Below are 14,570 nucleotides of genomic sequence, written 5' to 3' on the forward strand. Positions count from 1 at the left end.
AGCGTTTTTTGAGGAAATTCTTGAGATAAATATACTCCAAAACAACGAAGTTGCATTGGATGAATATGATTGAGCAATCTTTCAAATTATTTACTTTGCTCAAGGCATCGATAAACCGCCATCATATCTCGTTTATTTAACTCACGAATTCGATTGAAAATTGGAATATCTGCAACATCTTCTGGCAGGACCCTTTCAGCAACAACATCACCTACTTTGCCAGTTAGCCATGTTTGCACGTCTGTGCCATCTACGATTTCCTTGCGCCCTTCATCATTGATGCCACTTTCGTAACAACTTACACATGGAATTGTTAATTTAAATACACCATCATGCAGATTATCTTCTGTTATTACTTTCTTTCCTTTACAAAATGGACATGGATGGCTTTTTTTAATTTTATTTATTTGGGTAACTAATTTTTTGTAACCAAATGCTTCATATACATATGTTAGTTTTTTGTATTTTCCATTTGTGAAATACTTATCTATGATCGTTTCTCTTGTTTCATTGATAGCAGGAAAATCACAGATGGTCACTTGATTATTTTTGCTGATGGATTCGATATTGCCTTTGATTATGTTCCAGTATGGCAAGACATTTTGTAATACCATTTCATAACCAGAAAAGCTTGCTAGTTCCAGTTCAAGCATTTTCAGCGCTACTTGTGTTTCCCTTGGCAATAGAGAGACATCTTCCGTCAAAGCCACATCGCCGCCAACAATAGATTTCATTTTTACCAGTTCCGGTAACTTCCCTGCAGTTTTCATAACTTGATCAAGCGGCTGATGAATAATCTCACGAATATCCGTGTCGCCAAATTTGAGTTTTTTATGATGGTTTAACACGGTGCCATAACAAATCGGACAAGTAATCATCTCTTTTGATGCTTTCATATGCTCTTTAATGATCGATTTCGAAATAAACATATAACGCCCGATGATTATATTAAAGCCTTCCCATGTTCTCCGTGCCTTGCCTGCTTTATCATAGAATGACTTTTCCCAATAACCATATAAAAATGTATGCTTTTCTGCTTCTGTCATCTCATTATAGCTTTTACTAATATCTTGACCAAGTTCAATCTTTATCTCATCAAATAGGAATTGTAATTTTGGATATTGATAATATTTTAATACCTCCATCACGTCTGAATGCAATAGGCCTTCCCAAAATGGAACGGTTTTGTCCTGAATGACAACATCTATATCGAATTTTTCAATCACGCGCCGTCCCGAACAGCAGGGACAATGATTTTCGTGAAAATAGAAATCGAAGCTTCCAGTATCTTTATTGGCCGGATGCGCTGCCACAATATGGTTGATCAGTCCGCCAATTTCATAGAGAAAACTATATTGGCTATACAAATGTCTTTCAAGATCAATGGCAATAACGGGAGCAATGGTTTCAGATTCGTATTCACCATAAATTAGACGGGCCATTGATGATAAGCTTTTTAAGATGCCGCCCTTAAAGACGTTTTCTGCATTCTTAAAATAGGCAATATGATTTTCTTCTAAGTAGTGAATACCCTTTTGTTGCTTGAGTGATGAAGAAATATGCAATAGGGCAGCTCTATCTGCACTCTTTTTTTGATGAAAATAATCATCATGACTGACAACATCAAGATGTTCAACAGGTGCCAGCTGTCTTTTACCAAAATCAACGATAAAATCAGAGCTTTCTAACATATAGGCATTATGTTCAATCATCATGATTGAGACAGATTCATCCTGCAGAATGACCCTTACACTATCAATGAATTGGTTTAAAATATTTTGTGATAAACCTTTTGAAGGCTCGTCAAAAATAAACAGCGTGTGGGGGTTTCTTGAGTTCGAAAACAGCTCAGAAACTAAATGAACACATTGAAATTCGCCTGTCGACAAAGTTTGTGTTTTTCTTTCCAGCGTCAAATAACCAAGTCCCAGTTTGATCAGTAAACTCAAGCGTTTATAAGCAACGTCTTCATTTGGAAGGTCCTGGATAATATCTTCAATTGAGCGCTGAAAAATGTCATCAATATCGCTGTATTTGGTGAGTTTCTTTTTGATATCAAGAAAAGTCGCAACGGTTGACCGGCTGGTAATCGACTGATTTCGATCCTGCCCTACCATAACCAGTTTATCTTTTGGATACCGTTTCTGAAAATCCTTGGAGATACACTCATTTACAAGGGTCGATTTCCCGCATCCCGACTCACCAGTAAAGGTTACAAGTCTATTTTTCGGAATCTGAATTTCAGCCATTTGAATATTACGGCAGTATAGATCATGAAATTGATAGTAATCTGTTGGCGTTTCCTTATTCCGTTCCCTAAAAACAGGTTTTGGACGAGGCGATTCTTCGACAATTTTTCCGCCATATTTACCGCTGCCAGGTCCAAAGAACAATTGCTCATCCGCCGTATCCAGCACTGTATCAGAATGATCAATAAGCCAAATTTGATTCTTATAGCCTAATTGTTTAATCTGTTCTAAAATTTTCAATAGGGTTTGATGATCAAGGCCCACAGAGATTTCATCAATAATAATCACGGTATTTTCACTTACTGCCATGAATTCTGCCAAGTAAAGCCGTGTTAATTCCCCTCCTGACAATGTACCCATGATCCTGTTTAATGTTAAGTAACCAATATTCATATTGATTATATTTTTAAGAATATGCTGTTTTGCTTCATTAATATGTAATTCCTCTGAAAGAGAATGAATCGATTCAATGCTTAAATTGTTGAGATCGGAAATACTATGCGGCTGATTCCATAAATCTATCTTATATTGCTCAACTTCCGGATTATAACGCCTGCCCTCACACTTTTTACATTCGACATTTTTGGTAGTACCGCGTCCTTTACACTCAACACACCAGCCTAATGCATTATTAAAGGAAAAAACTTCTGGAGAAAGATTAAATTTTTCCGCAAGCGTAACACGAATCTCTTTAAACACACCGGTATGGGTGCCAATCGTTGACCGCGGATTAGAAGAAATCGATGATTTCCCGAGAAAAAGCACTAAAGGTATTTCTTCCATCTTGATGGCACTGAAATTCGTTTCCATTATATTAGAAAATAAATACTGATATTCAGCCTTTGGCAATAAGGAAACGAGACGTTTCTTGGATTCTTCGCCAATAGCTTGACAAAATGTGGTTTTGCCAGATCCGGATAAACCAGCAACTCCCAACGATTTATCTACTGGCAGTATTGCATCTAATTTGTTAATATTGTTCGAAATTAATTGATTTATTTTCATTATGATATCCTTTCAATTCTCTAAATTTAGTCTTTCCATGTTTGTATAAATGATAATGTATATAGTCGTTTTTAAATCGGCACAAATCCAGCAAAGGTTTCACTTACCTCTTTAGTTATTTTAAAATAAACTTCTTCAACCACCCTGTCATGTTTGCTTAATACCAATTATTTCAAAATCACAGAATTAACTCAATCTTTTATTCCACTAAAAAAAGACACTTACCTTATTATAGATAAGCGCCCAATTGTAAATCAAAGCAGTTAACCAGCATTTATAATATAAATAGATATAGATCAGCCTTAAATAAATACCTTCTCTCTTTTCCTTTGTGAAAACCAAGCTAAACGCTCCGACAATTTAACAACTTCTCCTATTATAATCATGGCCGGGTTTGTGATTTCTTCACTTCTAACAGATTCCACTATTGATTCGAGGGTACCTGTTACAATCCGCTGATTCATTGTCGTTCCTTGTTCAATGACAGCGATTGGCGTTTGAGGATTTTTACCGCAGGATTGAAGCTTTCTGCATATATAAGGAAGGTTTTTTATTCCCATGTAAATGGATATAGTATCAACACCTTTCGCTAAATAATCCCATCGGATGTTATCCGGTTTACCTGTTTTACAGTGACCTGTGACAAATGCTATGGAACCCCCAAACTCCCTGTGGGTAACAGGAATGCCAGCGTATGCAGGAGCCGCAATTCCCGCTGTTATTCCAGGAACAATTTCAAAAGTAATGCCGTGTTGGGCAAGAACTTCTGCCTCTTCTCCGCCCCGCCCGAAGATGAATGGATCCCCGCCTTTTAATCGCACAACAGTTTTACCTTGAAGAGATTTTTCAATGAGCAATTTCTGAATAATCTCCTGTGAGACACAGTGATTTCTCGGAGTTTTACCGCAGTATATGAACTCAGCTTCTTCCTTTCCATATTCCAGCAAGGCTGGATTGACTAATCGGTCGTATAAAATGACATCCGCTGCTGCAAGACATTTCACAGCTTTGAGAGTAATTAATTCCGGGTCACCTGGTCCAGCTCCAACGATATAGACTTTTCCCTTTTTCATCCTTTTCCTCCCAATCTGCTCATTCCCTTACTGATTCAGGACTTCATACTGTTTGAACCGGATCCCATTTTATAAAAGAAGGTAAATATCGTTGTCATCTATTATCGTTTGATACGTTTTAACACAGCCTGCATCTGGCTCCTGGACGTTGCCATCATCTAAACAGATCTTCCAGTCATGCATTGGACAATAAACAAATTCGCCGCTGACAATTCCTTCTGTAAGCACTCCTCCTTTATGAGGACATCGGTTTTCGACTGCACGGACTCTTCCGTCTGATAATCTGAATACCGCAATCTCATTACCCTCAACACGAACCGTTTTTCCTAAACGTTCTGGAAGTTCATCAGTAGCACAAACGAGCACTTTTGTTAAACTGTTGTTTACCATGAATGATTTCCCCCTAATCTTTTCAGACCGCTGTTTTAAGACATGACGACATTCTCAAACAATTCTTTCTTTGTTTTATTATTATTTACAATTTCTTTCCAAGGGTCTTTATAGACAGATAGAGCTTCATTCATTCGGTCATTAAGCTGTTTGCATTTTTCTTTATCTTCCAATACAGATTGAACTTGAGTCAACCCAACGCGCTCAATCCATGCAGAAGTACGCTCTAAATAATTTGCGGTTTCGCGGTAATATTGCAAGTAAGCCCCTGTGATTTCCATCACTTCTTCATCCGTTTTCACTTTGATCAACAAGTCTCCTCCGCGGACGTGCGTACCGCCATTTCCGCCGACATAAAGTTCCCATCCGCCTTCAATGCCAATAAATCCAATATCTTTGAATCCCGATTCTGCACAGCTTCTCGGGCAGGCAGAAACGGCCATTTTGACTTTATGGGGAGTTTGCAATCCTTCGAATTTTTTTTCAAGGGCAATTCCAAGTGACATGGAATCCTGTGTGCCGAACCGGCAGAACTGCTCCCCAACACACGTTTTCACTGTACGAAGGGATTTGCCGTACGCATAGCCGGAAGGCATATCAAGTTCTTTCCATACATCCGGCAAATCTTCTTTTTTCACTCCAAACAAGTCCAGGCGCTGTCCTCCAGTTACCTTCACTAGCGGAATTTCATACTTATCCACTACATCAGCAATTCGCCTTAAATCTTTGGCATTTGTTACCCCGCCGTACATCCGCGGTACAACCGAGTATGTTCCGTCTCTCTGAATGTTTGCATGCATGCGCTCGTTTACAAAACGCGATTCTCTCTCATCTTCATATTCTGTCGGCTTTACCATTCCTAAATAATAATTAAGAGCAGGACGGCATTTTGAACAGCCTTCCTCAGAACTCCAGCCAAGTACGTTCATGACTTCTTTTGTATGAGACAATCCTTTGGCTCTAATTTCATCGACGATTTCATCTCTTGACAGTTCTGTACAGCCGCAGATCGCTTCTTTTTGAGAGCCTGCATCAAAATCTTCTCCAAGCGTGTATTGCAACAGCTCTGCAACAAGCGGCTTGCAGCCTCCGCAAGAACGGGAAGCGCTGGTACAAGCTTTTATTTCATCAACTGATGAGCATCCTTGCTTTTGAATAGCCTGAACAATGGCTCCTTTTGATACACCATTACATCCGCAGACCATCTCTTCAGCACTCATGCTTTCTACAAGGCTTGATCCAGCCATTTCCCCTGCAGGCTGAAGTATGGATACTTTGGATATCTCTGAAACATCTGCTTGCTTTTGAATCATTGAGAGGAGGCGGCTGCCATCATTTGTGTCTCCAAATAGAACTGCGCCGACGATTTGATTCCCCCGCAATACGATTTTTTTATAAATTCCATCCTGATCATCAAAAACCTTGATTGCTTTTTTGTCTTCTCCTTCTGTAAAATCGCCTGCAGAAAATACGTTTACACCTGAAACTTTCAATTGAGTGGATACAATCGATCCTTTATAAGGATTTGTTTTATTCCCGCAAATTTGTTTAGCCAGTACTTTTGCTTGTTCATACAGAGGTGCAACTAATCCGTATGCAATACCATCATGTTCTGCGCATTCTCCAACAGCATATATGTGAGGAAGATTGGTCTGCAGATAATCATTGACAACAATTCCGCGATTTACTGAAAGTCCGCTTTCCTTTGCAAGCTCTGTATTCGGCCTGATGCCCACTGCCATAACGACTAAGTCAGCTTCAATTTCCGTACCGTCTTTAAACTTCAATCCTTTTGCCCGATCATCTCCCATTATTGCTTCTGTTTGCTTTTCTAAAAGAAAGTTCATCCCCTGATTTTCCAGTTCCTTTTGCAAGAGCTTTCCAGCTATAGGATCCAATTGACGCTCCATCAAATTTGGCGAGAGATGGATCACAGAGACATCCATACCTAAGTTTAAAAGCCCCCTTGCCGCCTCAAGCCCCAGCAATCCCCCTCCGATTACAGCAGCTTTTTTGTATTTTTTTGAGGCTTCAAGCATTTCGTCTGTATCCTTAATATCACGAAAAGTCGTAACACCTTTTTTATCTGCACCGGGAATTGGAAGAATAAAAGGAAGGGATCCAGTAGCTAAAATCAATTCATCATAAAACTCTACTCTTCCTGAATCAGAAAAAACAGCCTTCATCTCCGCATCAATCTTTGTCACCGTTTCGCCTGTATGTAATTGAATGTTATTTTCTTTGTACCAATTCCAGTCATTTAATGTAATATCCTTTACTTCTGTATCTCCCTGCAAGACCTTTGACAGCAAAATCCTATTATAATTCGGATGCGGTTCACTTCCGAAAATTTTAATCTCAAATTCTTCTCCTGATACGTTCAATACCTCCTCAATGGTTCTGACGCCCGCCATTCCATTACCGATAAGAATTAGCTTTTTCTTCACTTGGCGTTCCTCCTCTTAGAAAGTTTCTTAAACTATATCACAGCAAAAACTATACTTAACTTCTTGCGTAAGGTTTTCTGACATTGTTTTTTTTAGATAATTTAAACTATTTAAGCTTTGTTTCAATCGACATCAGACTTTAAAGCGTTACGGGTTCAGTTTCCTATCACAAATATCAGAAATGTAATACATAATGACCAACAAACCCCAAATCAAATGTGTAAATTTTTCCAACACTTTATTGACAGTTTTATCCAGGTTGATTGTAATTTAAGTAATTAAGTAACTACTTAAATATTTAGTTAAGGAGGTTAGGATTGATTGTCCATAAATGAGTTATTCAAAGCATTATCTGATGAAAACAGGAGGAAAATATTAGACCTTTTACGAAATGGCGATTTGACTTCTGGAGAAATTGCTGAACATTTTGAGATGAGCAAACCTGGAATATCACAGCATTTGACAGTGTTAAAAAATGCAGATTTAGTTTTTGCTATAAAAAAAGGACAATATGTCTATTATTCTTTAAATTCTACCGTGTTCCAGGATGTTATGAAGTGGATTATTCAATTTAATTCAAATAATATTAATGTCAAAGGTAATTAGCATAATATTTGTTACCATTTTATCGTTTGGCGTAAGTATCTATTTGTCTGTTGCGAATATACCCGTTGATGAAGCATTATATGGAACAAGGGAAGTAATCTTGTTTATTATTCCTTTCACACTGGCTGCAGTTAACAGTAACCTCTTCATTCTTCCAAATCTAATTAAAAAGACAGGTTCCTATTCTCGTTTTAAAAATGGAATCGAGAGCATTTTTTTATCACTTTCAATCACTTTATTTATCATTCATTGTGGAATACTTCTTGCAGCAACAGGGACAGAATTTAACTTACTCTTATTAATTCCTATAACTGTTGTAATCGTATTAATTACTACTGCTAACACACTTCCGAGATTTCTACTTGAATACAATGAACATCCTTCACAATTTTATAAATCAACTAACCACATGTGGAACATTGTCATACGCCCATTTTCTTTACCGTTGTTTATTGGGGGTACATTCATGCTGTTTTGCGTTTTTCTTCCAGGTAACCTGATGTTTGTTGGTTTCTTCTTAATTCTTTCGGTTACACTACTCGTATCCATACTTCGTTCATACAAAGCATATCAATCACAAACATATAAATGATTAATATACACAGGAGAGAATTAGTGGTTTTATTTTGTTTCTGAAAGAAAGAAATCCAGAAAATATTATTTTACAAGTCTTATTGAACTAACCTGTGGTAATTTAACAAGATATTAAAAAAATATAGGAAATTGGCTCAGTTTCCTGTGACTGAGCTGTTTTTACCATACAAAAAACACCGCATTTTGCGGTGCATGTGATAGAGATAGAGCCCGTTAGTTAAAGCAGCCGGTTTTAGAGTATTTTGAGAATTATAGAGCTGATTCAGCCAAGAGGTGCAATTTTTACCGCACTCACCTTAAATCCAGGCATTTTGCATACTGGATCTAAATCTTTTGAAACAAGCAGATTGATATTTTGAGAGTCTGCCCAATGAAATGGAACAAAAACAGTATCCGGACGAATCTTTTCAGACCATCTGCTTCTGACTGTAATACTGCCGCGCATTGACTCTATTTTCACTAGAGTATGATTTGGGATGTGATACTCCCTGGCCGTGTTAGGGTGAATTTCCATAAATGATTCGAAATTTCTGGCTGCAAGTGTTGAACTTTTTCTTGTTTGCACCCCAGTCAAGTAGTGTGACATGACCCTCCCTGTTGTTAAATATAATGGAAACTCTTTAGTTGGTTCTTCTTTCGGAACTTTCGGGCTGTTTGGAACTAAAGCCATAGCCGCTTTGCCATCCGCATGCGCAAATGATTGTTCAAATAATCTGTTTGTCCCTTCATGATCAAGAGCTGGACATGGCCACAATATTCCGCCTTCTTTTCTTAGACGATCGTATGTAATGCCATAATAATCAGCTGTTCCCCCGCGGCTTGCCGCTCTTAATTCATTAAAAATCTCTTCAGCAGATCGAAAGGGAAAATACTTTCCTTTTCCCAGAACACGCGCAATATCACAAATAATTTGCCAATCATGTTTCGCTTCACCGGGTGAAGGAAAGCTTGCTTCACGGAGCGTGACCCGGCCTTCTAAATTTGTCATTGTTCCTTCATCTTCCAGATAGGAGGAAGCAGGTAAAATAAGATCTGCTAATCTTGCAGTTTCTGAAACAAATAGATCCACAACTACAAGATACTTTAATTTTTTTAATGCTTTCTTGACAAAATCAGCATTTGGATTAGAGACGATAGGATTTGAACACATTAAAAACATGCCTGTGATTTCACCCTCATGTATTTTCTCTATCATTTCATATGCAGAAACACCTTTTCTCGGTAAATCTCCTTCATCGATTCCCCAAACACTTGCAATATATGATCTGTGTTCATCGTTTTCAATAGAGCGGTATCCTGGCAGCTGATCTGCTTTTTGGCCATGCTCCCTTCCCCCCTGACCATTCCCCTGTCCAGTAATGGCTCCATAACCGGAGTTAGGCTTTCCAATCTTCCCTGTTACGAGGAGAATATTGAGGAAATTCCGAACAGCTGCAGATCCGTCTGTTTGCTGTTCAACACCTCTAGCTGTAAAAATCATTCCTGATTCTGCCTGCCCGAACGTTTTGGCTGCAAGACGGATTTGATCTGCAGAAACACCTGTCATTTGAGCAATTTCCTCCAAATCCAGAGAAGAAACATGCTCTTTTACTTCCTCAAAGCTATTCACGCGATTCCTGATAAACGCATGGTCAATAAGGTCCTCCTCAATCAGCACGTTCAGTAATCCATTAGCCAATGCTGCGTCCTTCCCTGGTTTAACTTTCATATGTAAGTCTGCGAGTTCCGTTGTAGCTGTTTCCCTTGGATCTATTGCGATGATAAATGCGCCATTTTCCTTAGCCTTCTCAAAATAAGGAATAATGGTGGGCTGGCATTCCGCAATATTCGTCCCGGCCAAAATAATACATTTGGCGAATGGTATTTCGGTTAAGCTGTTTGTCAGACCCCTATCCATCCCGAATGTTTGACTTGCAGCTGATGCTGCTGCAGACATACACAAACGGCCATTATAATCGATGTATTTCGTTTTCAGAGCCACTCTTGCAAATTTGCCAAGTAAATACGCTTCTTCATTTGTAATCGAAGCACTTCCATATACAGACAAAGCATTTAGCCCATCTTTTTCTTGAATTTCAGCAACATTTTCTTTAATGTGGTCCAATGCTTCTTCCCAGGAAACTTGAATAAATTCACCATTTACTTTTAATAACGGATATTTAAGACGGTCATTATGCAAAGCGTGCTGGTGTGCATTCATGCCTTTTATGCATAAACGGCCCTCTGAAACCGGATTGTCTTTGCCAAGTGTCATATACTTTTTTCTTGTGACAATCGATTGTTCAAGCAATTGCATCTTACACTGCATACTGCAAAATGGACATTGTGTATCATATGATTTTTCCGATTGGACTTCCCGCTGTTTCTCGCGGAAATATTTCAATAATAACTCTGTCAAGCTCTCACATCCTCCTGAAAATTCACTTGATCATTTATCAAAAATGCTAATAAGCTGCTGGTTCTCCCTTGCATTTTTTCGCTGGGAGGCATCCCTTTCAAAATAATGAAGAAGCTGCAGGATAAGTTCTTGATTAAAAAGCACTTCCCTGATATGAAGCAAACCAATGCGCTCAATCCATTGCCAAGTCCTTTCTGAATAATTGGCTGTTTCACGGTAATATTGAATAAGGCCGCAAGTCATATTTATTGCTTCTTGATCTGTACTGGCGACGCATAATAGTTCCCCCGCCCGCACATTGCGTCCGCTGCTCCCCCCGACATACATTTCCCAGCCTCTGTCAATTCCCATTATGCCTATATCCTTCGTTGTGGATCCTGCTCCATTATGCATACAGGCAGAAACACCTATTTTTAAACGATACGGAGCTGAAATGAGTGCCAGTTTCTTTTCTAAAGCCACAGAAAGCTTTAGCGATTGCTGTTTATCGCACCTGCAGATATACTCTCCGGTACACGTTTTAATATTTTGAACATAGCTTCCGGCCTTAGAGGATAATGGCATATTTAAATCCGCCCACATCCCTTTGAGATCCTCTTTTTTAACTCCCATTAAATGAATTCGCTGTTCACTTGTTACAGCAACCTGCGAACTGTATTTATCTGCTGCATCCGCAATTTTCCGGAGTTCTTCAGGATTCGTGATTCCGCCGTACAATTGGGGAATAACGGTGTACAAACCATCGCTTTGCCGAACAGCATTCATTTTTTCATTTATAAAAATCATTTTTTGACTCTTTTCATACTCTGGGTAAATCATTCCCAGATAATACGTTAGAGCAGGCTGACAGGTTAGGCAGCCTTCACTATTTTTCCATCCAAGTGCATTCATGATTTCTTGATTAGATGATACATTTTGGAGCTGCATTTCATGTACGACTTCTTCTTCTGTTAGATCAGTACATGAACACATGCTCTTTTTTTCAACTTCATCAAACTCATCACTATTCATATAAAATAAAAGCTCGGTTACTGCCGGCTTGCAGCCTCCACAAGAACTTGATGCCTTTGTACATGTTTTCACTTGTTCAAAACTTGTTAATGCTTTCGTTTGTACAGCTTCAATTATGTTTCCTTTTGTTACTCCGTTACAATTGCAAATCACATCACCCATTGCCATTTCAGCAATCAAACCTCCGCTTGAATTTGTTGCGGATTGGAACAGTGCATTTTTTTCCTCTGAGGAAATATCTTTTTGCTTCAAGATCAAATCAAATAATTTTGCACCGGCTTTTGTATCACCAAAAAGAACAGCTCCAATGAGTTTTCGATCTTGAAAAACCGCCTTTTTATAACACCCATCCAGCTCATCAAATGCTGTTATTGATCTTGTTGAATCTTGATCAGCGAACTGTCCTGCTGAAAATACGTCCACACCTGAAATTTTCAGCTGCGTAGAAAGGACGGATCCCTGATAACCTTGAGTTTTAATCCCGCATATACGTTTAGCTGCTATTGCACATTGCTCATAAAGAGGTTTTACCAGTCCGTAAACGATGCCCTGGTGCTCAGCGCACTCTCCCACAGCGTAAATATTGGCAGCATTTGTTTCTAAATAGTCGTTTACAGTAATAGCCCGATTTGTATGAATGCCGCATTCTTTTGCAAGCTTTATATTGGGTCTGATTCCCGCTGCCATAATCACTAAATCTGCCTCTGCTTCTGTTCCATCTTGAAAACGGACGCCCTTTGCACGGCCGTTTCCGATGATCTCTTCTGTCTTCTTATTTAATAGAAAATGCATACCTTGCCTTTCGAGTTCTTTTTGGAGAAGGATGGATGCTGTCCGATCAAGCTGCCTCTCCATTAAATATGCTGAAATATGGACGACACTAACCTCCATCCCCAGATTTAAAAGTCCTCTTGCCGCTTCTAAACCCAATAACCCTCCTCCAATAACGACCGCTTTTTTATATTGCAGCGAACTTTCAATCATTTTCCGGCAATCATCAATTGTGCGGAATGCGATTACTCCATCTTTATCAGCACCTGGAACAGGAAGAAAAAAAGGAACAGACCCTGTGGCCAGAATCAGCTTGTCATAGGATAACTCCCTCTCTTTATCCGTTTGTATAATTTGATTCAATGTATCGATATTCACAACCGTTTCACCTGTAAACAGCTGGATATTGTGATTTGTATACCAATTAAGGTCATTTATTGTAAGATCATCAAAAGTCATGCTGCCCTGCAGAACGATTGACAATAAAATCCGATTATAGGTAACATGCCGCTCACTTCCGAAAATGGTAATATCAAACGCTTCAGGGTCATTCTTTATCATTTCTTCCACAAATCTTGCGCCTGCCATTCCGTTTCCTACTACTACTACTTTTTGTTTAGTCATATTGAAACCTCCACCATCCTTAAATGTGGTAGTTGAGATTTTCATTATTTCATATATCCTTTAAAAAAGTAGTAAGTATGTTACATTTCCTTACATGTTTTGTGATATGTATAAGAGGCGTGAAGCATAAAAAATCCCGCAGCTTGATAGCTGCGGGATTTTATTATTTAGATTCTACAATTTCCCCCTTGTAAAAACGCTTTTTATGAAGTTCAACCTTTAATCCTTTGCAAATTTGCTTCAGTTCACGCTCTTCTCGTTCTGTTACTAGCGATACGACCGTTCCATCTGCTCCATTCCGGCCTGTTCTTCCCGAGCGGTGAACATATTGCTCAACTGTTTCCGGAAGGTCATAATGGATCACATGCGTTACACCTTCAATATCAAGTCCCCTTGCAGCTACATCTGTTGCAAGAAGAATCGGAAGCTCACCTGTACGGAAACTTTTAATCGCAGTTTCGCGCTCGCGCTTTGTAGAATCCCCGTGAAGAATGCCAAGTGGTAATCCTTTGTACATCAGTTTTTCCGCTAAAACAGCAGCATTGCCGATATCTTTTACAAAGGCAATTGCTTTAGCCCCTTCTAATCTTGAAAGCTTTTGAAGAAGATCAATTTTATCTCTCGCTTCTGCAGTGAAGTAAATGTGATCGACTTGTGATTGGATACTTTCATCTCTGCTTACTTTAATGACTTCCGGGTTTTGCATCAGGCTTTTCGCTTCTGCCTCTGTTTTTTCTGGAAGGGTTGCCGAGAACAGCAAAAGCTGTCTGTCCTTCAGTGTTGTTTTGATGATGTTTTTGATATCTGACAAATGTTCAGGCTGAAGCAGCTGATCGCCTTCATCAAGGACGATTGTTTTCACTTCATGCATTTTAATTTTCTTTTGTTTGATTAGCTCAGAGACACGGCCCGGTGTACCGACAATGATCTGCGGACGTTTTTTCAGCTTTTCCTGCTGTCTTTTTACATTTGCTCCGCCGATGAAGCTTGCGCCGAGAATCCCGCTCCCTGCTGACCATTTTTGAATCTCCTCATGGATCTGCATCACCAGTTCCCTTGAAGACGCCATAATCAGTGTTTGGATATTTTTGCTTTCAGGGTTAATGCGCTGCAGGACAGGCAGCAGATAAGCAAGCGTTTTGCCTGTTCCGGTCGGTGATTCGGCAATCACGTCACGTCCGTCCAGAATGGCAGGAATCGCCTTTTCCTGTATAGCGGTTGGAGTTGTATACGAAGCCTTATTCCAGGCTTCCTGTAAAAATGGTTTTGCTTCTTCAAGCAGTGACCATGTGCTGTTCATTTGCTTTCACCTTTTCATATCTGAAGTCCGTCTTCATAACGAAAGACGCATTTTCTTATTATATACCATTTCTGCTGAGGGAAAAACAGCTCCTGTTTTTTC

9 protein-coding genes are annotated in these 14,570 nt (G+C 39.2%); 2 read left to right on the top strand and 7 right to left on the bottom strand.

The genetic code is table 11. The annotated features are described in order from the left end of the window. Positions 1 to 86: 86 nt before the first annotated feature. From E2R53_RS17910 to nirB (E2R53_RS17925), 4 genes are all read right to left on the bottom strand, one after another. The gene (locus E2R53_RS17910; protein WP_133313145.1) at positions 87 to 3,254 is read right to left on the bottom strand and encodes an ATP-binding cassette domain-containing protein; all 3,168 of its coding nucleotides are present in this window, start codon (positions 3,252 to 3,254) and stop codon (positions 87 to 89) included. Between the two features lie 302 nt (positions 3,255 to 3,556). After that, entirely contained in the window at positions 3,557 to 4,327 is a 771-nt protein-coding gene (gene cobA / locus E2R53_RS17915; RefSeq protein WP_133313146.1) for a uroporphyrinogen-III C-methyltransferase, read from the bottom strand. A 69-nt stretch (positions 4,328 to 4,396) separates the two neighbouring features. Further along, positions 4,397 to 4,717, bottom strand: a complete 321-nt coding sequence (gene nirD, locus E2R53_RS17920) for a nitrite reductase small subunit NirD (RefSeq protein WP_133313147.1) — start codon at positions 4,715 to 4,717, stop codon at positions 4,397 to 4,399. Positions 4,718 to 4,752: 35 nt separating this feature from the next. After that, positions 4,753 to 7,164 carry a nitrite reductase large subunit NirB gene (nirB, locus tag E2R53_RS17925; RefSeq protein ID WP_133313148.1) on the bottom strand — a complete coding sequence of 804 codons (2,412 nt, stop codon included), beginning with the start codon at positions 7,162 to 7,164 and terminating at the stop codon, positions 4,753 to 4,755. A gap of 321 nt (positions 7,165 to 7,485) precedes the next feature. Here nirB (E2R53_RS17925) and E2R53_RS17930 point away from each other — a divergent pair, with 321 nt between their 5' ends. Beyond that, positions 7,486 to 7,770 (top strand): autorepressor SdpR family transcription factor, encoded by a 285-nt coding sequence (locus E2R53_RS17930; RefSeq protein ID WP_133313149.1) that lies wholly within the window; start codon positions 7,486 to 7,488, stop codon positions 7,768 to 7,770. A 43-nt stretch (positions 7,771 to 7,813) separates the two neighbouring features. Continuing rightward, complete coding sequence (locus tag E2R53_RS17935; protein WP_133313150.1) at positions 7,814 to 8,362, top strand: hypothetical protein; 549 nt, start codon at positions 7,814 to 7,816, stop codon at positions 8,360 to 8,362. A 264-nt stretch (positions 8,363 to 8,626) separates the two neighbouring features. On the opposite strand, the gene nasC is transcribed toward E2R53_RS17935, so the two are convergent. The 3 genes from nasC to E2R53_RS17950 form a co-directional block, all read right to left on the bottom strand. Then, entirely contained in the window at positions 8,627 to 10,762 is a 2,136-nt protein-coding gene (gene nasC / locus E2R53_RS17940) for an assimilatory nitrate reductase catalytic subunit NasC (protein WP_133313151.1), read from the bottom strand. A gap of 30 nt (positions 10,763 to 10,792) precedes the next feature. Next, a complete protein-coding gene (gene nirB, locus E2R53_RS17945) occupies positions 10,793 to 13,168 on the bottom strand; it encodes a nitrite reductase large subunit NirB (protein ID WP_133313152.1) in 2,376 nt (791 codons plus the stop codon). Positions 13,169 to 13,331: 163 nt separating this feature from the next. Beyond that, a complete protein-coding gene (locus E2R53_RS17950; RefSeq protein WP_133313153.1) occupies positions 13,332 to 14,468 on the bottom strand; it encodes a DEAD/DEAH box helicase in 1,137 nt (378 codons plus the stop codon). Between the last annotated feature and the right edge of the window lie 102 nt (positions 14,469 to 14,570).

The organism is Peribacillus frigoritolerans (assembly GCF_004358755.1).
Classification (GTDB): Bacteria; Bacillota; Bacilli; order Bacillales; family Bacillaceae; genus Bacillus_P.

Bases quoted from the DNA above. Each gene is read 5' to 3' on its own strand.
- E2R53_RS17910 (WP_133313145.1), bottom strand. From the start codon at position 3,254: ATGAAAATAAATCAATTAATTTCGAACAATATTAACAAATTAGATGCA.
- cobA (WP_133313146.1), bottom strand. From the start codon at position 4,327: ATGAAAAAGGGAAAAGTCTATATCGTTGGAGCTGGACCAGGTGACCCG.
- nirD (WP_133313147.1), bottom strand. From the start codon at position 4,717: ATGGTAAACAACAGTTTAACAAAAGTGCTCGTTTGTGCTACTGATGAA.
- nirB (WP_133313152.1), bottom strand. From the start codon at position 13,168: ATGACTAAACAAAAAGTAGTAGTAGTAGGAAACGGAATGGCAGGCGCA.
- E2R53_RS17950 (WP_133313153.1), bottom strand. From the start codon at position 14,468: ATGAACAGCACATGGTCACTGCTTGAAGAAGCAAAACCATTTTTACAG.